This is a genomic window from Streptomyces chlorus (assembly GCF_042655885.1).
Lineage (GTDB): Bacteria > Actinomycetota > Actinomycetes > Streptomycetales > Streptomycetaceae > Streptomyces > Streptomyces chlorus.
This window is the reverse complement of sequence record NZ_JBHSOA010000139.1, coordinates 25404-44776: the sequence shown is the minus strand read 5'-3', so window position 1 is coordinate 44776 and position 19373 is coordinate 25404. Positions and strand designations below refer to the sequence as shown.

The following is a 19373-nucleotide window of genomic DNA, read 5'->3' as shown; positions in this document are numbered from 1 at the left end:
GCCGTGCGGCCCGTACTCAGCCGCGCCGGACGTCGCCCTTGCCGCAGGCGACGCCGTCGCGGTCCCGGTCCAGCCGCAGCGGGTCGTCCTTGCCGTTGACCTCGAGCGTGCCGTACTCGTTCTGCTTCAGCCAGGCGCAGCGGGCGGCGGCCGTCGCCCCGACCTCGGCCGGGAAGGCGGTCGGTACGCAGACGTTGGCCGAGCCGTAGTGCCGGTCGCAGCCCGAAACGGTCGCCGGGACCGGCTCCGCGGCGCGCTTCCTCCCGGGCCCGGTGACCTTGCCCCGGGGGGCCTCGGCGAAGTCGTGCACATGGGCGCCGGCGTCCTTGGCGGTCAGCGCCGCCGGACCCTGCAGATGCACCCACTCGGCGACCGAGGGCACGCCATGGGCGTCCACCGCGAACAGCATGTACCAGCCGGGCGGCGCCAGGTCGGGATTGCTCGTCACGTTCAGGTCGACGGTGGTCCCGTCGTTCCCGTCGTTCCCGTCGACGGACAGGGGCAGATCCACGAACCGCTGGTTCGGGTCGGAGGAGTGGGTGACGGCCGCCGGGCGGATCAGCTCGGCCTTGGCGATGGGCCGGTCGACGGTGATCCGCTGGGTGTCACCGTAGGTCCACTCGCTGTCGATCAGCGAGGTGATCACCGGCCGCTCGCCCTTGAACAGGTAGGGCGGGCTGTAGACCGACACGTTGTGGTTCCAGCTGCCGTTGCCCGGGTTGTCTCCCGTGGTCATGACCCGGCCGTCGGGCAGCAGGAACGCCGAGGAGTGGTAGCCGCGCGCCTCCGGATCGACCGCCACCGGATCGAAGGTCTCCGACGCCGGGTCGAAGACCGACGTCTCGAAGACCGGGTCGGCCCGGTTGTGCAGCGCGCCGCCGGTCTCCAGCACCTTGCCGTCGGGCAGCAGGACCGCGGAGACGTACATCTTGCCCTGGTCGCCGGTCTGCGGCACCGGGCCGTCACCGTGGTCGACCGTGCCCTGCGGGATCGGCGGCCCGGCGACGTAGGAGGGGTTCACCTCCTTGAGGTCGATGATGTCGGTCAGCCTGTTCGCGTCCGGGTTGGAGTCGATGTTGCCACCGCCCAGGGTGAGCACCTTCTGGTCCTGCGCCGGGGGCAGCAGCACACTCGCCGACTGGTCCCGCTCGTCCTTGTTCCGCAGGCCCGGGACCTCGGTGACCGTGTTGGCGTCGTAGTCGTAGATCGCGGAGCCGGTGCCCGGGATGTTGTTGCCGAAGACATGGCTGCCCGAGTAGAACAGGCGTCCGTCCTGCATGAGGATCATCGACGGGTACAGGCCCCAGTACGACCAGGTCTGGTTGACCTGGTTCATCGGCAGCCACCGCTGCTCGGCGTCGGACCAGAGGTCGGCGGTGACCGAACCGGTGGAGTCCTCGCGCAGACCGCCGAAGCTGATCACGTCACCGTTGCCGAGGATCGTCGCCGACGGGTACCAGTGGCCGTCGTTCATGTCGTTGGTCCTGGTGTAGGTCTCGGTCTCCGGGTCGAAGACGTACGAGTCCTTGTAACCCTGGTAGCCGATCGTGCCGTCGGCGGACGGATAGCCCTTGTTGCCGCTCATCACCAGCACCCGGCCGTCCTGGAGCTGCACGTGCCCGGCACAGAACATGTCGTCCGGTGTGGGGATGACCTCGTAGGTGCCGTCCTCGGGGTCGTAGACGGCGCTGGTGAAGGTGCCGGCCTCGAACAGCTCCTCGCTGTTGCCGGAGCCCGCGATCAGCAGCACCTTGCCGTTGTGCAGCACCACGGAGTGCATCGAACGGACCGGGTTCTGCGTGGGCAGCACCTCCCACGTGCCGTCGGCGCACTCCCGGGCGGTGCCGGTGCAGCCCGGGTCCGGGACCGGCTCGGCGACCTGCTCCATCGTGTAGTCGTCGGTGGTGGCCGCGCCGGTGCCGTAGACGGAGACGCCCCAGGAGATGCGGTCGGTGCCGGCCGGGACCTCCGGGGTGCGGACGGTGGCCTCGGTCCAGGCGGCGGGCCGCATGTCCAGCGTCTTCAGGTCGGTCCAGTACTGCCAGCCGGCCGTCTCGTCGTGGCGGAACAGGGTGAGCGAGGCGTCCGGGGTCGTCGTCTTGTACCAGAGGCCCAGGTCGTACTGCTTGCCCGGCGTCACGACCGGCGCGCACTCGGCGGACTCGGTGATCAGCGCCTTGCGGTCGCCCTCGGTGCGGCGGGTCAGCTCGACCTTCATCGCCCTGTCGCCGGAGTGGGCGTCGGAGGTGGTGGTGAAGGAGAAGTCGTTGTCGCCCCAGCCGGACTTCTCCCAGCAGTGCGGCATGTCGTCCGCGCCGGCGGTCTCGAACCCGGGGTTCGTGATCAGGTTGGCGGCCGAGGCGGGCTGCGGGGAGGTGAGGAGAAGACCGGTGGTCAGGGCGCCGACGGCCAGCAGGGCGGTACGGCGTCCGGCTCGCACAGGCGTTCTCGTACGGTGCGTTCTCATACGGTGCTCCTTGCGGTGCGGCTCTCTTCGGTGCGGCTCTCTTCGGTGCGGCTCTCTTCGGTGCGGCTCTCTTCGGTGCGGTTCTCTTCTGAACGACGCCTTGCGGTGCGGCTCTTGGCTGTGCGGCTCTTCCGGGTGCGGCTCTTCCGGGGCAGGTACACCAGCGCCTCGGTGGCGGCGAAGCGCAGGACGAAGGTGGTGACGAGGGCCAGCGCGGTGGCCGGCAGCACGGCCATCCCGAACCGGCCGACCAGCAGGGCGATCAGCGGCAGCCGCAGCAGCAGATCGGCGTTGGCCAGCAGCGCGAACCGCGCCGTGCGGTCGGCCCAGTGCCGGTGCCGCCGCCGTTCGCGGAACAGCAGTGTCTCGATCAGCAGGAAGTTCCAGGCCACACCGAACTGGTTGGCGGCGATCTCGGCCGGCAGGTAGTGCAGGCCCGCCCCGGTCAGCGCCCACAGCGCCAGCAGGTTGGGCACGAAGCCGGTCAGCCCGATCAGCCCGAAGGCGATCATGCGGGCCGGCGAGGACTCCATGCGCAGCCCGGCGAGGTGCCGCAGGAAGCGCAGCCCTTCCTTGGCGGTCGACTTGGACTCCCCGGCGAACCGGTCCCGGAAGACGAAGGGCACCTCGCCGACCGTGCGGGGGCGGCTGCGGACGGCCAGTTCGAGGAGGATCTTGTAGCCGAGGGGTTTGAGGACGTCGGCCGTGACGGCGCTGCGGCGGATGGCGAAGAAGCCGCTCATCGGGTCGCTGATGCCGTGCAGCCGCCGCGGGAACAGGGACTTGGTCAGCCAGGTCGCCCCGCGCGAGACGGCCACCCGGTAGCTTCCGGCCAGTCCGGCGCGGCTGCCTCCCTCGATGTACCGGGAGGCGACGACCAGTTGGGCCTGCGCCCGCTCCCCCGTCGCCACCAGCTCCGGTACCAGGGAGGGCGGGTGCTGGCAGTCGCCGTCCATGACGACGACCCAGTCCGAGGAAGCCGCCCCGATGCCCTCCACGACGGCACCGCCGAGGCCGCCCACCGCCTCCTCCCGGTGCAGCACGGTCACCGGAAAGGGACAGTCGCGGGCCGCCTCGCGGACGACGTCAGGGGTGTCGTCGGTGGAGTCGTCCACGAAGAGGACCTCGCAGGGCAGCCGGGCCGGCACCGACTCGGTGATCAGCCGCAGCAACTGCCGTACGTTCGCCGACTCGTTGAACGTCGGCACGACGATCGTGACCGCGCCGGGCTCCGGCACGCCCGCGGTGGCCGGGGCGGCGTCGAGGACCTGGGCCTCCAGCTCGCCGGGGGCCGTGGACTCCTGGCTCATCGGGTACCTCCGGTGGCGATGACCTGACGGATCTCGATACGGTCCGCGCCCGTGCCGAACACGGCGACCGGCTCCGAGTGCTTGATGGCCGCCTTGACATTGGGCAGGTCCACCGCGTCGCGCCGTACGGTCGGCGAGGCGACCACGTAGTCGATGTCCCGCCAGCCGCGCGGCATCGTCTTCGTCACCGCCGGGTCCAGGTCGGCCTTGTAGAACCAGATGACGCCGAGCCCCGGCCGGTACCCGGCGTGCACCAGGTCCAGCCACATCGCGTCGTCCACCAGCACCCGGGTACCGCCCGGGTCGGCCACCTCGGTGGCCATCCAGTGCGACGCGGCCTCGTAGGGGGCGTTGACGTCGGCGGTGACCGCGGTGCGGGCACCGTCGTACCAGCGGGGCACGACGTAGGCGCAGGCGGCGAGGGCGAGGGCTACGGCAAGCGCGTACCGGGCGTACCCGACGGACCGGCGCTCGGCGCCGGACCGCCATCGGCGCAGTACGGCGTGGGCGACGCTCGCGGTGCCGCCGGCGAGGACGAGCGCGAGGAACGGCAGCGCCTGGATCACGTACATGGCGGGCAGATAGCCGCTCGGACGCAGGGCGAGCGCGGCGAGGACCGCCACGGTGAGCGCCGGTCCGGCGAGCGCGCGGGCGGTGACCGACCAGCGCCAGGTGGCGAGCAGCAGCAGCGCCCCGGCCAGGCCGCCCAGCGGCAGCACCCGGTCGTAGTACAGCCAGGACTGCAGGACGCCCCACGAGCCGGAGCCCTGGTCGAGGATGAATCCCGAACCGGGTCTGGTCAGCTGGTACTGGACGCCCTCCCACAGGGAGACGTGCCCGCCGCCCGGGAACAGCTCTCCCTTGAGCAGGGCGAACAGCGGATACGAGAACCCGATCAGCGCGCAGGCCGTGACGGCGCCGGTCAGCGCGAACTTGCGGGTGTCCCGGTGGCTGTGCAGCCACGCGGTGACGAACAGGGCGGGCAGGACGACGAGCATCGTCTCCTTGGTGAGCACCGCCGTGGCGGCGGCGATCCCGGCGCCGAAGTGGTGCCAGAGGTGACGGCTCGGGGAGGCGGCGAGGGTGAACGCGAGCAGCGTCCACATCACCGCGAGGTTGTCGAGGAAGATCTCGCGCTGGAGCACCACCGACAGCGGGGACAGTCCGAACAGGACCATGCCGAGGCCGGCCGCCCAGCGGGGCAGCCCGAACCGCCGCCCGAGGACGTGGACGAGGACCGCGCTGATACCGCTGATCAGCAGCATCACGGCACGCATGGTGCCGACGGTCATCGACTCGGGGCTGATCATCGCGGGGATCCAGGTCAGCACGGCGAGCTGGATCCAGCCGAAGGGCGGGTGGTCGTACCAGTAGGTGTAGTGGGCGAGGCCCCTGCCCTCCTGGACGGCCCAGGCCTGGGCGAGATAGGTGCCCTCGTCGTCGCTGAGGGTCGGATAGGAGCCGATGTTCCAGCCCTGGACGACGAGGATCGCCACCAGGAGGACACCGCACAGGAGGAGGTCGGAGCGGGAGGAGCGCAGGCGGCTCGGCTGTTCCGTCCGCCGGCGGGTGCGGGTGGGGCCGGCCCCGGGCGCGGTGCCGCGCTGGGCGGGGACCTTCGGGGCGGTGACGACGGTCCCGGGGGCCTCTGGAGTCCCGGTGGCCCCGATGGCCCCGGTGGCCCCGATGGCCCCGGTGGCCCCGATGGCCCCGGGGATCTCGGTGGCCCCGGGGATCTCGGTGGCCCCGGGGGTCCCGAGGGTCCCGGGGATCTCGGGGATCTCGGGAGTCTCAGTGGTCTCGAGGGTCTCGGCAGTCCCGGCGGTCCGGTTTCGGGCAGCGGTCATCGCTTCCGCGGCGTTCGCCGCGGGGAGGGCGGAGGTCACGCGAGAACGTCCTCTCGGGTCACGTCGTCCGCAGCGAGGTGTGCGCCGACATGCGTGGTCAACTCCCAGTCGTTGCGCCCGCGTTGCTCGCGCCAGACGGCACGGATCGCGGCGCCGGCGAGGAGCACCTGGTAGAAGGGGCCGCCGACGACGAGCTTGAGGTAGTGCACGAAGCGGACCCGGAGGCCGTACTGCTTGCCGAAGTCGTGCAGACCGACCACCTCGAACACGAAGGTGACCAGGGCGGTGACGGCCGGCAGGAAGGTGACGAAGGCGATGCCGACGGGCACGTCGAGGAACAGCGCGATCGCCACGTTCAGCGGGATGATCAGTCCGGTGAACGCCTGCAGGAACGGCGTCATCAGGGTGTAGCGGGCCAGCATCCGCTGCCCGAGCGTGGGCAGTTGCTTCCAGTCCTTCTTCCGGTACACCTGAAGGAAACCCTGGTTCCAGCGGGTGCGCTGTTTCAGCAGCGACATCAGTGAGCCGGGTGTCTCCTCCCGGGTCACCATGTCGGAGTCGTACGCGACGACGACCCGCTTCCCCGCACTGGAGAGCCGGACGCCGAGGTCGCAGTCCTCGGCGAGGCAGTCGGGATCCCAGCCGTCCGCCGCCCGCAGCACGTCGGTGCGGACGAAGACGGTGTTGCCGCCCAGCGGAATGAAACCTTTCTGCGCATGCAGATGGAGCCGCGAGCGGAACCAGAAGAAGTACTCCAGGCAGTTGCGCAGGCTGTACCAGCTGGAGTGGAAGTTGATCAGCTGCACCCCTCCCTGGACGACGTCCGCGCCCGTGGAGCGGAAGGCGTGGTCGACATGGGCGAGCAGCTCCGGGTGGACCTGGTCCTCGGCGTCGAAGACCCCGACGACATCGCCGCGGCAGTGCGGCAGCGCCGTGTTCATGGCCTTCGGTTTGTTCTTCTTCTCGTGCGTGTCGACGACGACCCGGACGCGTGGGTCGCGGTCGGCCGCCGCCTCGGCGACCGCGGCGGTCTCCGGGTCGTCGTGGCCGACGATCACGATGATCTCGAAGTCGGTGTGGCTCGATTCCAGCAGTCGCTGGATGGTGTGGTCGAGCACCGCCTGCTCGTGCCGGGCAGGCAACAGCAGCGAGAAGGACCGGTGCTCCCCGCCGTCCGGGCTGCTGAACCGGGTGGAGGCCAGCACTTCCGGCGTGCGCCAGGCGTGCATCTGCCACCACAGAGTGAACGCGGCCATCCAAAACAAGGCCAGCGAAACGACAGAGATGAACACAGACGTGAGCAAACAGATCCCCCCAGATCCCAGATCCCCCGGCACATGACGGCGCACCACTCACACGGCGACACGCCCGTCACGTCACCGTGCAGACATTAGGGGGGAGTTGTGAAATCTGGGAGGTGTTCGGATAAAGAACCTGTTGCTTGTCGTTACTCAAAGCCACCGGTTGTATCCGAATCAAGCCATTCTGCGACCGGTCTCCCTGATGTCCGGTCACATCGGCGGCCAGGAGGCCTGGTGGGACCCAGCCGCCGCCTGCCCACTTCGCCGCCTCAGCCGCCCAGGGCCGCGCTCAACCGATCGGGATCGGTCGTCGGCACGTCACAGGTGAAGTTGCGGCAGACGTACGCGGCCGGTTCACCGCCCACCAGGGGCCGGTCGGCCAGCAGCGGGAACTCGTCGCTCTCCGGCGTCCCGACGGCGACCACCGCCCCCGGGGTGGTGCCCAGAAGTGCCGTACGGTGCAAAACCGTTGTGGCCGGGTCGTCGAGCGCCGGGCCGACCACCGCGATCTCCCGCGGGCCGTCCAGCGCCGCCTCGGCGACCGCGAGCCCCCAGCCGACGAACCGCGGCACCCGCGGACCGAGCGCCTTCACCACGCCCAACGCCCTTTCCGCAGCGGTGCGATGAGCCGCGGAGCCGGTCTGCGCCGCATACCCGAGCAGCGCGCCGGCGGCGGCCGTCCAGCCGGACGGGACGGCGTTGTCCGTCGGGTCCTGCGGGCGCCGGATGAGCCGCTCGGCGTCGGACGCCGTGTCGTACAGGGCACCCGACTCGGGGTCGGCGAAGCGGGCCAGCACGTGGTCGAGCAGCAGCCCGGCGAATTCCAGCCACACCCCCTCCCCGGTCACCGAGGCCAGCGCGAGGAAGCCCTCGGCGGCGTCGGCGTAGTCCTCCAGGACCCCGGCGTTGCCGCCGACGCGGCCGTCCTTGCTGGTCCGGGCGATCCGGGCGTGGTCGTCGAAGTGCACCCGGACCAGCAGATCGGCGGCGGTGACGGCGGCCTCGGTCAGGTCCGGCCGGTCGAAGTAGGCACCGGTCTCGGCGAGCGCGGCGATGGCCAGCCCGTTCCAGGCGGCGACGACCTTGTCGTCCCGGCCGGGAGCGGGACGGACGCCGCGCGCCGCCAGCAGCCGCTCCCTGATCCCGCCGGGGCCGGCGATCCGGTCGGCGTCGAACACCTCGTCCTGTTGGGGCAGTTGAAGTACGGAGGCGCCTTCCTCGAAGGTGCCCTCCTCCGTCACCCCGAAGTACCGCACGGCGAGTTCGGCGTCCTGCTCGCCGAGCACCTCCCGCAACTGCGCGGGCGTCCAGACGTAGTACGCCCCCTCGACGTGCCGCCCCGTGCCGTCGTCACTGTCGGCATCGAGCGCGGACGCGAACCCGCCCTCCGGTGTGCGCAGTTCGCGGACCATGAAGTCGGCCGTCTCCAGCGCGACCCGGCGCGCGAGCTCCGACCCGGTGGACCGCCAGAGGTGGGCGTAGACGCGGCACAGCAGGGCGTTGTCGTAGAGCATCTTCTCGAAGTGCGGCACCGTCCAGTCCCGGTCGACGGAGTAGCGGGCGAAGCCGCCGCCGAGCTGGTCGTAGATCCCGCCGCGGGCCATCTGCTCGGCGGTGTCCCGCGCCATCTGCAGGGCGCCCTCGGCGCCGGTGCGGGCGTGGTGCCTGAGCAGGAACTCCATCACCATGGACGGCGGGAACTTCGGCGCCCCGCCGAATCCGCCGCGCTGCGGGTCGTACTCCCTGGTCAGGCCGAGCAGCGCCTGCGCCTGTTGCTCCTCGCCGGGCAGCTGCGCGTCGCCGTAGGAGATCTCCCGTCCGGCCAGGTCCCGCACGATCTTCCCGGCGACCTCGGCGACCTCGTCCCGGCGCTCGTCCCAGGCCTGGTGCACGCCTTGGAGCAGCTGCCGGAAGGACGGCATGCCCTGGCGGGGCTCGGGCGGGAAGTAGGTGCCGAAGTAGAACGGCTCGGCGTCCGGGGTGAGGAACACGGTCATCGGCCAGCCGCCCTGCCCGGTCGCCGCCTGCACGGCCTCCATGTAGACCGCGTCCACGTCGGGACGCTCCTCCCGGTCCACCTTGACGCTCACGAAGTGCGCGTTCAGGTAGTCGGCGGTGTCCTGGTCCTCGAACGACTCGTGCGCCATCACATGACACCAGTGGCAGCTCGCGTACCCGACGCTCAGCAGGACGGGCACGTTCCGCTCGCGCGCCTCCGCGAAGGCCTCGTCCGACCAGGGCCACCAGTCGACGGGGTTGTCGGCGTGCTGAAGGAGGTAGGGGGACGTCTCGTGGGCCAGTCGGTTCGACATGGGTCCATCCTGCCCCAGTACCGGCACGGCACCGCTGTGCCCAGGCGCCCGGCCGCTGTCCGTTACCCGGATGTCCGCTCGGGCCTCCGCCCGGATGTCCGCCCGGATCTCTCCTCGGACGACTCCTCCGACGGCACCTTGTCCCCCTTCCCCGAGATATGGCGTGTACAGGACACTTAGCCCACGCATAACCGGAGAGGGTCTCGGGGAGGGGACGGGAGGGGCCCGAGGACAGCCGGGCACACCGGGTGCGACCCGGGGCCGCCGGAGGGGGCGTGACATGCGGGACAGTCATCGTGCGGACGCCGAGCGGCTGTTGGCACGGGCTGTGGAGGAAGAGGTGCGCCGGTCGGGCGGGCGCACCGACGGAAAGGTGCTGCTGTCCCGGGTGCGCGGCGCGCTGGACGCGATGGCGCGGACGGCGGCCGAGGAGTACGAGGCGTACACCCGTGCCCTGGACGACGCGGCGGCCGGGCAGCTCACCTTTCGCCAGCGGTACGCCCGCGAGGGCGCCGGGACGCCGTTGCTCGTGGCCGGGGTGGCGGGGGCGGCGGCCGTGGCCGCCGACCTCGTCCTCGGCACCGGGACCGGGACGGCGCTCGGCGCGGGCGTGGCCGTCGGGGTGGCCGGGGCGGCGGCGACCGTGGTGAAGGTCGTGGGCGCGCATGTGCCCGCCGCCCACCACCGGGCCGGCGCGGTGAGCCAGCCGGGCGGGCCCGAGCAGCTGCGGCTGCAGTGGCTGACGGCGCTGGAGGTGCGCGGCATCCGGCCGTTCCTGGACCAGCAGCGGATGCTCGCCGCGTCCACCGGCCCCAAGCAGACGGGACCGCGGCTGCGCGGCGCCGACAAGAGCGCGGCGGCCCGCGGGCGCAGTGTCCTCGAGCAGTCGTTCGGGCAACTGCCCGAGCCGGTGGGGGCGTTCGCGGGGCGGCGGCGGGAGATGGCGCAGATCCGGCAGTGGGTGCAGGCCGCGCGTGCGACCACTCGGACGCTGCCGACCGTGGTGGTGCTGCACGGGGCGTCCGGCAGCGGCCGGACCACGCTCGCGGTGCGCGCCACGCACGACCTGAAGGACTACTTCCGCGGTGCCTGCGTGGTCGATCTGCGCGCCGACAGCCCCGGCGAGGCGCCCCTGCCCACCCGGGACGCGCTGCTGCATCTGCTGAACCGGCTGGGGGCGCCCCGCGAGCAGTTGCTGTTCCGTGAGCGGTCCTCGCCCGACCAGCAGGTCAGACGGCTGAGCGAGCTGTACCACCAGCATGTGACGGGCATGCCGGTGACGGTCGTCCTCGACGACGCCGCGGACCCGCAGCAGGTCCGCACCCTGCTGCCGGAGCGTTCCGACAGCCTGGTCCTGGTGACCTCCCGCGCGCCGCTCGGCCTGCCCGACGATCTGCCTGCCCGGGTGCACCAGCTGCACGTGGAGGCACTGGACCCGGCGGGTTCGGAGGAGCTGCTGGCCGACGCCGCGCAGGACTCGTCCGAACCCTACGACGCCGAGTCCGCCGACCGGATCCGGGAGCTGTGCGGCGGGCTGCCGCTGGCGCTGCGGATCGCCGGTTCGTCGCTGGGTGCGCGCTCGCCGCGTGCGCTGGCCTCGGACCTGAGCGCCTACGGCCCGGTCGACCCGGTCGAGCGCGCCCTGTGGCTGCGCTACACCGACCAGCCTCAGACGCTGCGGCGGCTGCTGCGGCGGCTGGCGCTGGCGGGCCGGGTCTCGCTGGGCGCGGCCGCGGCGGCCGCGGTGCTCGGGACCGACGAGGCCGAGGCGCGGCGGCATCTGGAGGCGCTGTCCCGGGCCGGTCTGATCACCCCGGTGCGGCAGGGCCGCTACCGGCTGCACGACCTCGTCCGCGCCTTCGCGCTGGCCCGTCTCCTCGACGAGGAGGACCCGGCCGAGCGGGCGGCGGCGCAGGAGCGGCTGATCGTGAACTACGCCGAGCTGGCCGACTCGGTGCTGCGGCTGGTCGACGGGAACATGTCGACCCGCTCGGACCGCTTCGGCCCGTACGGCTTCACGTCACTGGACGAGGCGCTGCGCTGGCTGGACGACGAGTCGAGCTTCATCACGGCGGCGCTGCGGCACGCGGAGGGCGTCGACCGGGGGGCGGTGCTGAACCTCCTCGGCGCCCTGTGCGACTACTGCCTGCTGCGCGGCGACCTGTACCGGCTCGGGGAGATCAGTGAGCTGGCGCAGGACGTGGACGAAGGGCTGCTGGTGCGTTCGGTGCAGTGGCGCACCGGTATCGCGGCCCGACAGCTGGGCGAGCTGGACAAGGCGCGGACGACCCTGACGTCGGTGGTCGACCTGTACCGGGAGGCACATCACGACGCGGGGGCCGCGCGGGCCCTGACCTCGCTGGGCATCACGCTGCACCACCAGGGCAATCTGACGGAGGCGTCGGCACGGCTGCGGGAGGCGATGGACCTGCAGTCCGCGCCCCAGCTGGCCACCGACCGGGCGTGGACGATGCACGCGCTGGCCGCGGTGGAACGCGACCGGTCCCGGCTGTCCGAGGCCCTGGACCTGCTCACCGAGTCGCTGGTGCTGCACCGGGCGGGCGAGTCCGTGCACGGCCAGGCGTGGGCGCACTTCCAGCTCGGGCAGCTGAACCTGCGGATGGGCGACGTCCCGCGCGCCGAGACGGAGCTGCGCACCGCGCTCGAGCTGTACGGCCGTACCCACGACGCCCGCGGCGAGGCGTGGGCGCTGACCCAGCTGGCCCGTGCCCGGCTGATCGAGGGGGACGCCTCACCGGCGGTGGAGGACCTGCGGCAGGCCGCCGCCCGGCACCGGGACAACGAGGACGCGCGCGGGGAGGCGTGGACGCTGTACTACCTGGGCCAGGCGCTGGAGGAGACCGGGGACCTGGACCGGGCGGTGCGCGAACTGGAGCGGTCCCGCACCATGTTCTCCCGGATGCGGGACGTGTACGGGCTGGCCTGCGCCCGGCACCACTCGGCCCGCGTCACCCGCGACCAGCGGGCCGCGCAGACCGGTTCGCTGCGCAACTCCGGCTTCGCCCGTCAGCTGCTGGTCGACGCCCGCGCGGACTTCCATCGCATCGGGGTGGCCCACGGCGAGGCGTGGACCTGCCTGGAGCTGGCGGTCGTCGACGCGGGCAACGCCCGGACCCAGCAGGCGCTGGCCCTGTGCGACGAGGCGGCGACGCTGTTCGCGTCCTACGGGGACCGGCGCGGCGAGGACTGGGCCCGGTTCCTGCGCTGCACCCTGCTCCCGTACGCGGCCCCGGGCGGCACGGAGGTCGGTACGGCGGTGGCCCAGGAGGAGCTGGCCCAGCTCGGCCGGACCACGCACGCCGCCCGCGACGAGAAGCTGGGCGACTACGTGGACGCCTACCAGCTGCTGCTGGAGCGGGGGGCGAGCCTGGAGGCGGGCTGGCAGGCCTGGCGCCTGGGCATGGTCCCCAGCCGCCAGGCGCGCGAGGTGATGGGGGTGGCCATGGGGTCGCCTACGCAGGGCGGCCCGGTGGGGTGACGCCGGTGTGCTCCAGGACCTTGTGGTCGGCGTGCGCGACCGGCGCCGCCGAAACCTCTGGTGGCTGCTGTTGCCGACCGCTGTTCGCCGGCTGCGGTGCGGGCCGGTGGCGGAAGACGTCCTGGACCGGCCTCCCGGAGCAGGCCGACGAGATCCTGCTGCGGGCCCGCGTCGACTGGCTGCGCGGCAGCGCGGCGACGCGACAGCCCGGCGGCCCGGCAGCGCGAGCGGCCCGGCGACGCGGCCAGGCGGGCGCCGCTGTGACGCGGGCGACCCCGCGGTGTGCTGCCCCGCGGTGTGCTGCCCCGCGGTGTGCTGCCCCGCGGTGTGCTGCCGCGCGGTGTGCTGCCGCGCGGTGTGCTGCCGCGTAGCCTTCCGGGGCCATCGGAAGGCTACGCGGATCAGCCCTGCTTCTTCTTCCCTGCCTCGTCTGCGGCCGGCTGCCCGGCGTTCTCGGCTTCCGCCGTCCGGGACCCAGGCTCGGCGAAGTCGACCCGGGTCATGTGCCGGTTCATCGACTTCATCAGACCCCAGACCGCCAGGGCCATCACCGCGAACACGATGAAGCCGAGGACACCGGGGGTGACCTTGTCCTCGTCGAGCTCGGCGAGGGTGACCAGGTGGCTCATTGCCAGGTTTGCGCTTGCGCTCATATCAGGCATTGTCGCGGATGCCCGCGAAGAGGTCGTCCTCGGGGAGGGAGGTATCCACGAAGGACTTCGCCAGCTCGTACTCCTCGGTGGGCCAGACCTCCTTCTGGATCTCCATCGGGATCCGGAACCAGCCCCCGTCGGGGTCGATCTGTGTGGCGTGCGCGATCAGGGCCTTGTCACGGATCTCGAAGAAGTCCGCACACGGAATGTGCGTGGTGAGCGTGCGCTCCTTGCGTTCGAACTCCGCCCAGCGCTTGAGCCAGTCCCCGTACGGCGACTCCAGGCCGCGGTCCAGCAGCGCCTGGTGCAGCGTCTCGGTGCGGGGGCGGTTGAAACCCTGGTTGTAATAGACCTTCAGCGGCTGGAAGGCCGGGCCGAACTCGTCCTCCGGGTACGTCCCGGTGTCCGTCGCGCCCTCGAACGCCACCATCGTGATCTTGTGGGTCATGATGTGGTCGGGGTGCGGGTAGCCGCCGTTCTCGTCGTAAGTGGTGATCACCTGGGGACGGAACGCGCGGATCCTCCGCACCAGCTCCCCGGCCGCCTTGTCCACGTCCTCCAGGGCGAAGCAGCCCTCGGGCAGCGGGGGCAGCGGGTCGCCCTCGGGCAGACCGGAGTCGACGAAGCCGAGCCATTCCTGCTTCACCCCGAGGATCTCCCGGGCCTCGTCCATCTCCTTCCTGCGTACCTCGTGGATGTTCTCCTCGATGTACGGATCACCCTGCAGTCTGGGGTTGAGAATGGAGCCGCGCTCCCCGCCCGTGCAGGTCACGACCAGCACGTCCACCCCCTCGGACACGTACTTCGCCATGGTGGCCGCGCCCTTGCTCGACTCGTCGTCGGGGTGGGCGTGCACGGCCATCAGTCGCAACTGGTCAGTCAAGACTCATTCCTCAAGTCGGTAGGCGCCCCGCGCACCCGGCACGCGCTCCCGTCGGCGGCTGTCCTGTAGGACGTCGCGGTGGGGTGGCGAGCGGGCGGTGGGCGGAAGGCTTCTATAGTGACCGAAGCCAGGGATGAATAATTCCGGGAGCCCGGTTCCGGGCCTCCCCGGGGGGGCACGCGTCCCGTTCCTGCCGAGGAGACGATCATGAGCACGGCGAGCACGCGACCGCCCGAGGGCCGTTACGGCCGCTCTTCGGACGAACGTGCGGACCGTACTCTCAAGATCGTCGGCGCGGGCCTGGCCGTGATCATGCTCACCCTGTTCGGCTGGTTCGGCTACCACTACGTCGCCAAGAACGAGATCAGCGGTGAACTGATCGGTTTCGACCTCTCGAAGACAGCGGTGCAGGTGCGCCTGGAGGTGCACAAGGACGCCGGGGTCGAGGGCTACTGCACGGTGCGGTCCCAGGCCAAGGACGGCGCCGAGGTGGGCCGCGCCGACTTCCGCTTCGGCGGGGACGACACCCGCATCGACAAGGTCGTCACGCTCCGCACGACCTCTCCGGGCACCTCGGCCGAGCTGCTCGGCTGCCACGCCGACTGAACCCGGCCGGTCCAGGCACTGCGGGAAATACAGGGCTACTGACCTGCGGAAACATGATTCTGACAGCTTATGTCCTCCCCCTTCCCTCGCTGAATTGTTAGGCTCGTGGTTTCGCCCATCCGTGGAGGAACATCCTTCAGGGAGGGCGATGCTTTGTATTCCCACGTACCTACGAGGAGCACCAGTGACCCAGACCAGCGAGAACGCCACCTGGCTGACCCAGGTGGCGTACAACAAGCTCAAGGGCGAGCTTGAGTACCTTACTGGTCCCGCGCGTACGGAGATCTCCGCCAAGATCGCCGCCGCGCGCGAGGAGGGCGACCTGCGGGAGAACGGCGGGTACCACGCGGCCAAGGAGGAGCAGGGCAAGCAGGAGCTGCGCGTGCGGCAGCTCACCCAGCTCCTCGAAAGCGCCAAGGTCGGTGAGGCGCCGGCGGCCGACGGTACGGTGGCGCCCGGCATGGTCGTCACGATCGCCTTCGACGGCGACGAGGACGACACGCTGACCTTCCTCCTCGCCTCGCGCGAATACGCGAGCGCGGACATCGAGACGTACTCACCGCAGTCCCCGCTGGGTTCCGGCGTCAGCGGCCACCGGGTCGGCGAGGAAGCGGAATACGAGCTACCGAACGGCAAGAAGGCCTCGGTGAAGATCCTCAAGGCCGAGCCGTACAAGGGCTGACTCCGCTCCCTGCGACGTGACACCTGCGAAGTCCCGGACCGAGTTCCTGGCAGCTTCCTGTACAGGAGGCTGCCAGGGGCCCCGTCATGCCGTCGCCGAACGGTACTTGCGCACGGCGAGCGTCCCGAAGACCAGGATGATCACGACCGACCAGATCAGTGAGGCCCCCACCGGGTGCTGCATGGGCCAGGCGTCCGGCACCGGATAGCCCGCCGGGAGGTTGCCGAAGAGCTGGCGGCAGGCCTGCACGGTGGCGCTGAACGGGTTCCAGTTCGCGATGGCCTGCAGGAACGACGGCATGTTCTCCGACGGCACGAACGCGTTCGAGATGAGTCTCCACGTCATCGGGGATTCTTCTGCAAGCCTAGGAATATGCGCTGTGCCTTGCCTCGCTCGACCACCCCTGCCATGCCGGGGCGGAACGCGTGACACACGCCATAACGCGATGTATCGCGTCTCTCCATGCATTGGCACGACCGAGTGGCGAAGGGTGACCGCGAGGTCAGTCGATGGCCGTGTAGCCCGCGTCGCGCAGGATCTGGTTGACCTCGGCGCGGTGTGCCGGGCCCTTCGTCTCGAGGTGCACTTCGACCTCCACCTCCGTGAGCCCGAGCCGGGGGTCGGTCCGCACATGGCTCACGTCGAGGACATTGGCGTCGGCCACTGACAGTGCCCCGAGGAGCGTCGCGAGGGCGCCCGGCCGGTCCGTCAGACGCAGCCGTACGGCCAGGTAGCGGCCCTGCGCCGCCATCCCGTGCCGCAGCACCCGCTCCATCAGCACCGGGTCGATGTTGCCGCCGGACAGCACCGCGACGACCGGCCCCTCGAAGGAGTCGGGACGGCTCAGCAGCGCCGCGACCGGGCTCGCCCCGGCCGGTTCCACGACCAGCTTGGCCCGCTCCAGGCACAGCAGCAGCGCGGCCGACAGCTCGCCCTCGGTGACGGTACGGACCTCGTCCACCAGCTCGTCGACGATCCCGAACGGCACGTCGCCGGGCCGCCCCACCTTGATGCCGTCGGCCATCGTCGCCGGGTTGCGCACCGACACCGGGTACCCGGCCGCCAGCGAGGGCGGATACGCGGCCGCGCCCTCCGCCTGCACCCCGATGATCCGTACGTCCGGCCGCAGTGCCTTCACCGCGACCGCGATCCCGGCGACCAGCCCGCCGCCGCCGATACCGACGACGATCGTGCGCACCTCCGGGCACTGCTCCAGGATCTCCAGGCCCACGGTGCCCTGGCCCGCGATGATGTCGGGGTGGTCGAAGGGATGGATGAGCACGGCGCTCGTCCCGGCCGCGTACTCCTCCGCGGCGGCCAGTGCCTCGTCGACCACCTGGCCGTGCAGGCGCACCTCGGCGCCGTACTCCCGGGTGGCGCTGATCTTCGGCAGCGGGGCGCCCTTCGGCATGAACACCGTCGAGTCCACCCCGAGCAGTGAGGATGCGAGCGCGACGCCCTGCGCGTGGTTTCCGGCGCTCGCGGCGACGACACCGGCGGCGCGCTGCTCCGGCAGCAGCCCGGCGATCCGGACGTACGCGCCGCGCAGCTTGAACGACCCCGTCCGCTGGAGGTTCTCGCACTTCAGGTGCACCGGGGTGCCCACCGTGCGGGACAGGTACCTGCTGCTCTCCATCGCGGTCACCCGCGCGACACCCTGAAGCATCTTCCGGGCACCGCGCACATCGTCGAGGGTGACGGTGCGCAAGGAGCCAGCCGTGCCGTAGCTCATGACTCCAGCATCGCAGTCCACGGACGCGGGCGTGCGCGGTGACCAGCGGGCGGACCCGGCTTTGCGCAGCGGGCGGACCCGGCTTTGCGCAGCGCCGGTACGGCCCGCCTCCCAGCCGCGTACCCTGTCCCCCAATTAGCAGCCCTTCACGAAGTGAGCCTCCGGCCATGCCCACAACACCTGACATGTCGATGGACACGACGACCGTCGGTGACACCGGCCTCCTCGACACGCTGCAGCACGAGGTGGCGCTGTTCGCCCGCCGCGCCGAACAGACCCGGCTCGGCGGCGTCGGCCAGGTGCGCACCTTTATGGACCGCGCAGCCTATCTGCTGCTCAACCGCCTCGACGACGAGGGCCCGATGGGGGTCAAGGCGCTCGCCGCGAGCATGGGCATCGACTCGTCGACGGTCACCCGTCAGGTGGCCCCGCTGGTCGACACCGGTCTGGTGAAACGCACCTCGCACCCCGAGGACGGCCGGGCGGTGGTGCTCCAGCTGTCTCCGCGCGGGCACTCACGCCTGGAGGAAGTCCGTTCCTCACGGCGTCAGTTGATGGCCGAACTGACACAGGACTGGGAGCAGGAGGAGCGCGAGGCGTTCTGCGCGCTCCTCACGCGCTTCAACGGCGCGCTGTCCGCACGGATGTCGGCACAGGACGTACCGGGGCAGGAGGAGCCGCCCGCCTCCTGAACCGAGCCGGGTACGCCTGGGCGCCACCCTTTGAGCCGAGCCGGGTACGGCCCTCCGCGCCCGTACCCGGCAGGCGCGGGCGCGCGTCTCGGGGGCGGAGCCGCCGCTGTCGGGTACGGCTCCACCCCGTTCGTACGGGCTTCGACGGCCCTTGGGGGCCCGTCCTAACGGGCGAGCGCCTGCTGGAGGTCCTCGAGCAGGTCTTCGATGTTCTCGATGCCGACGGAGAGGCGGACCAGGTCCGCGGGGACCTCCAGGGCGGAGCCCACCACGGACGCGTGCGTCATGCGTCCGGGGTGCTCGATCAGCGACTCGACGCCCCCCAGGGACTCGCCGAGCGTGAACACCTTGGCCCGGTTGCAGACCTCGACGGCCGCCTCCTCGCCGCCCTCCACGCGGAAGGACACCATGCCGCCGAAGGACCGCATCTGCTTGGCGGCGACCTCGTGGCCGGGGTGCTCGGGCAGCCCCGGGTAGAGGACGCTCGTCACGCGCGCGTGCCGGCCGAGCATGTCGGCGACCTTGGTGGCGTTCTCGCTGTGCCGGTCCATGCGCACGGAGAGCGTCTTGGCGCCGCGCAGCACCAGCCAGGAGTCGAACGGCCCGGCGACCGCGCCCATCGCGTTCTGGTGGTAGGCCAGCTCCTCCCCGAGTTCCGCGTCACCCGTGACCAGGGCGCCGCCGACGACGTCCGAGTGGCCGCCCATGTACTTGGTCAGGGAGTGCACGACGACGTCCGCGCCGAGCCCGAGCGGCTGCTGGAGGTACGGGGTGGCGAAGGTGTTGTCGACGACGAGTCGGGCGCCCGCGTCCCGGGCGACCTGGGCGACGGCGGCGATGTCGGTGATGCCGAGCAGCGGGTTGGAGGGGGTCTCCACCCACACCGCCTTGGTCTTCGGGGTGAGGGCGGCCCGGACGGCGGCCGGGTCGCTGGTGTCGGCCACCGACCACTCCACGCCCCAGCGGGCGACGACCTTGGCGAACAGGCGGAACGTGCCGCCGTACGCGTCGTTCGGGATCACCACGTGGTCGCCGGGGGCGAGCAGCGTACGCAGCAGGCAGTCCTCGGCCGCCAGCCCGGACGCGAACGCGAGGCCGCGGCGGCCGCCCTCCAGGGCCGCGAGGTTCTCCTCCAGCGCGGTCCTGGTCGGGTTGGCGCTGCGGCTGTACTCGTAGCCGCCGCGCAGGCCGCCGACGCCGTCCTGCTTGTACGTGGACACCTGGTAGATCGGCGGCACGACCGCGCCGGTGAGGGGGTCGGCCGTGTTGCCCGCGTGAATCGCGAGCGTCTCGAAGTGCTGGCTGATGTGCGTGTCGCTCATGTGCACCGAGGGTAGTCCGCCCGCGCTCCCGATGGCAGCAGCCGAGTTGTCCACAGGCCCGGCACCA

13 protein-coding genes and 1 pseudogene are annotated in these 19373 nt (G+C 71.4%); 4 read left to right on the top strand and 10 right to left on the bottom strand.

The features are described from left to right. Positions 1-16: 16 nt before the first annotated feature. The 5 genes from ACFPZI_RS36370 to ACFPZI_RS36350 all read right to left on the bottom strand — a co-directional run bounded on the left by ACFPZI_RS36370 (position 17) and on the right by ACFPZI_RS36350 (position 9237). Complete coding sequence (locus ACFPZI_RS36370; protein ID WP_381371432.1) at positions 17-2467, bottom strand: galactose oxidase-like domain-containing protein; 2451 nt, start codon at positions 2465-2467, stop codon at positions 17-19. After that, a complete protein-coding gene (locus tag ACFPZI_RS36365; RefSeq protein ID WP_381371431.1) occupies positions 2464-3777 on the bottom strand; it encodes a glycosyltransferase in 1314 nt (437 codons plus the stop codon). Before ACFPZI_RS36365 ends, ACFPZI_RS36370 begins: the two co-directional genes overlap by 4 nt. Then, entirely contained in the window at positions 3774-5663 is a 1890-nt protein-coding gene (locus tag ACFPZI_RS36360) for a phospholipid carrier-dependent glycosyltransferase (RefSeq protein WP_381371430.1), read from the bottom strand. The genes ACFPZI_RS36365 and ACFPZI_RS36360 overlap by 4 nt, the downstream gene beginning before the upstream one ends. After that, positions 5660-6928, bottom strand: coding sequence for a glycosyltransferase (locus ACFPZI_RS36355; RefSeq protein WP_381371429.1), 1269 nt, complete (start codon positions 6926-6928; stop codon positions 5660-5662). Before ACFPZI_RS36355 ends, ACFPZI_RS36360 begins: the two co-directional genes overlap by 4 nt. Positions 6929-7194: 266 nt before the next feature. Beyond that, the gene (locus ACFPZI_RS36350; protein ID WP_381371428.1) at positions 7195-9237 is read right to left on the bottom strand and encodes a thioredoxin domain-containing protein; all 2043 of its coding nucleotides are present in this window, start codon (positions 9235-9237) and stop codon (positions 7195-7197) included. A gap of 280 nt (positions 9238-9517) precedes the next feature. Here ACFPZI_RS36350 and ACFPZI_RS36345 point away from each other — a divergent pair, with 280 nt between their 5' ends. Then, positions 9518-12736, top strand: coding sequence for a tetratricopeptide repeat protein (locus ACFPZI_RS36345; RefSeq protein WP_381371427.1), 3219 nt, complete (start codon positions 9518-9520; stop codon positions 12734-12736). A 401-nt stretch (positions 12737-13137) separates the two neighbouring features. Here ACFPZI_RS36345 and ACFPZI_RS36340 read toward each other — a convergent pair whose 3' ends face one another. Both ACFPZI_RS36340 and mca read right to left on the bottom strand, forming a co-directional pair. Continuing rightward, positions 13138-13398 carry a hypothetical protein gene (locus ACFPZI_RS36340; RefSeq protein WP_381371426.1) on the bottom strand — a complete coding sequence of 87 codons (261 nt, stop codon included), beginning with the start codon at positions 13396-13398 and terminating at the stop codon, positions 13138-13140. Next, complete coding sequence (gene mca, locus ACFPZI_RS36335) at positions 13391-14272, bottom strand: mycothiol conjugate amidase Mca (RefSeq protein ID WP_381371425.1); 882 nt, start codon at positions 14270-14272, stop codon at positions 13391-13393. Before mca ends, ACFPZI_RS36340 begins: the two co-directional genes overlap by 8 nt. A gap of 207 nt (positions 14273-14479) precedes the next feature. Here mca and ACFPZI_RS36330 point away from each other — a divergent pair, with 207 nt between their 5' ends. After that, positions 14480-14878 carry a DUF4307 domain-containing protein gene (locus ACFPZI_RS36330; RefSeq protein WP_381371424.1) on the top strand — a complete coding sequence of 133 codons (399 nt, stop codon included), beginning with the start codon at positions 14480-14482 and terminating at the stop codon, positions 14876-14878. 184 nt (positions 14879-15062) lie between these two features. Then, on the top strand, positions 15063-15560 hold the full coding sequence (greA, locus tag ACFPZI_RS36325; protein WP_381371423.1) for a transcription elongation factor GreA: 498 nt from the start codon (positions 15063-15065) through the stop codon (positions 15558-15560). 84 nt (positions 15561-15644) lie between these two features. Here the strand turns inward: greA and ACFPZI_RS36320 are convergent. Together ACFPZI_RS36320 and ilvA are read right to left on the bottom strand one after the other, a co-directional pair. After that, a pseudogene (locus tag ACFPZI_RS36320) lies at positions 15645-15893 on the bottom strand (ABC transporter permease); the annotation flags it as partial. A gap of 169 nt (positions 15894-16062) precedes the next feature. After that, positions 16063-17292 carry a threonine ammonia-lyase gene (gene ilvA, locus ACFPZI_RS36315; protein ID WP_381371422.1) on the bottom strand — a complete coding sequence of 410 codons (1230 nt, stop codon included), beginning with the start codon at positions 17290-17292 and terminating at the stop codon, positions 16063-16065. Positions 17293-17477: 185 nt separating this feature from the next. On the opposite strand from ilvA, the gene ACFPZI_RS36310 reads away from it, so the two are divergent. Then, on the top strand, positions 17478-17984 hold the full coding sequence (locus ACFPZI_RS36310) for a MarR family winged helix-turn-helix transcriptional regulator (protein ID WP_381371487.1): 507 nt from the start codon (positions 17478-17480) through the stop codon (positions 17982-17984). Positions 17985-18148: 164 nt separating this feature from the next. On the opposite strand, the gene ACFPZI_RS36305 is transcribed toward ACFPZI_RS36310, so the two are convergent. After that, positions 18149-19306 (bottom strand): cystathionine gamma-synthase, encoded by a 1158-nt coding sequence (locus tag ACFPZI_RS36305; protein ID WP_381371421.1) that lies wholly within the window; start codon positions 19304-19306, stop codon positions 18149-18151. Positions 19307-19373: the final 67 nt, after the last annotated feature.

Bases quoted from the DNA above. Each gene is read 5' to 3' on its own strand.
- ACFPZI_RS36330 (WP_381371424.1), top strand. From the start codon at position 14,480: ATGAGCACGGCGAGCACGCGACCGCCCGAGGGCCGTTACGGCCGCTCT.
- ACFPZI_RS36305 (WP_381371421.1), bottom strand. From the start codon at position 19,306: ATGAGCGACACGCACATCAGCCAGCACTTCGAGACGCTCGCGATTCAC.
- ACFPZI_RS36340 (WP_381371426.1), bottom strand. From the start codon at position 13,398: ATGCCTGATATGAGCGCAAGCGCAAACCTGGCAATGAGCCACCTGGTC.
- ACFPZI_RS36365 (WP_381371431.1), bottom strand. From the start codon at position 3,777: ATGAGCCAGGAGTCCACGGCCCCCGGCGAGCTGGAGGCCCAGGTCCTC.
- ACFPZI_RS36345 (WP_381371427.1), top strand. From the start codon at position 9,518: ATGCGGGACAGTCATCGTGCGGACGCCGAGCGGCTGTTGGCACGGGCT.
- ACFPZI_RS36310 (WP_381371487.1), top strand. From the start codon at position 17,478: ATGTCGATGGACACGACGACCGTCGGTGACACCGGCCTCCTCGACACG.
- ACFPZI_RS36350 (WP_381371428.1), bottom strand. From the start codon at position 9,237: ATGTCGAACCGACTGGCCCACGAGACGTCCCCCTACCTCCTTCAGCAC.
- ACFPZI_RS36370 (WP_381371432.1), bottom strand. From the start codon at position 2,467: ATGAGAACGCACCGTACGAGAACGCCTGTGCGAGCCGGACGCCGTACC.
- ilvA (WP_381371422.1), bottom strand. From the start codon at position 17,292: ATGAGCTACGGCACGGCTGGCTCCTTGCGCACCGTCACCCTCGACGAT.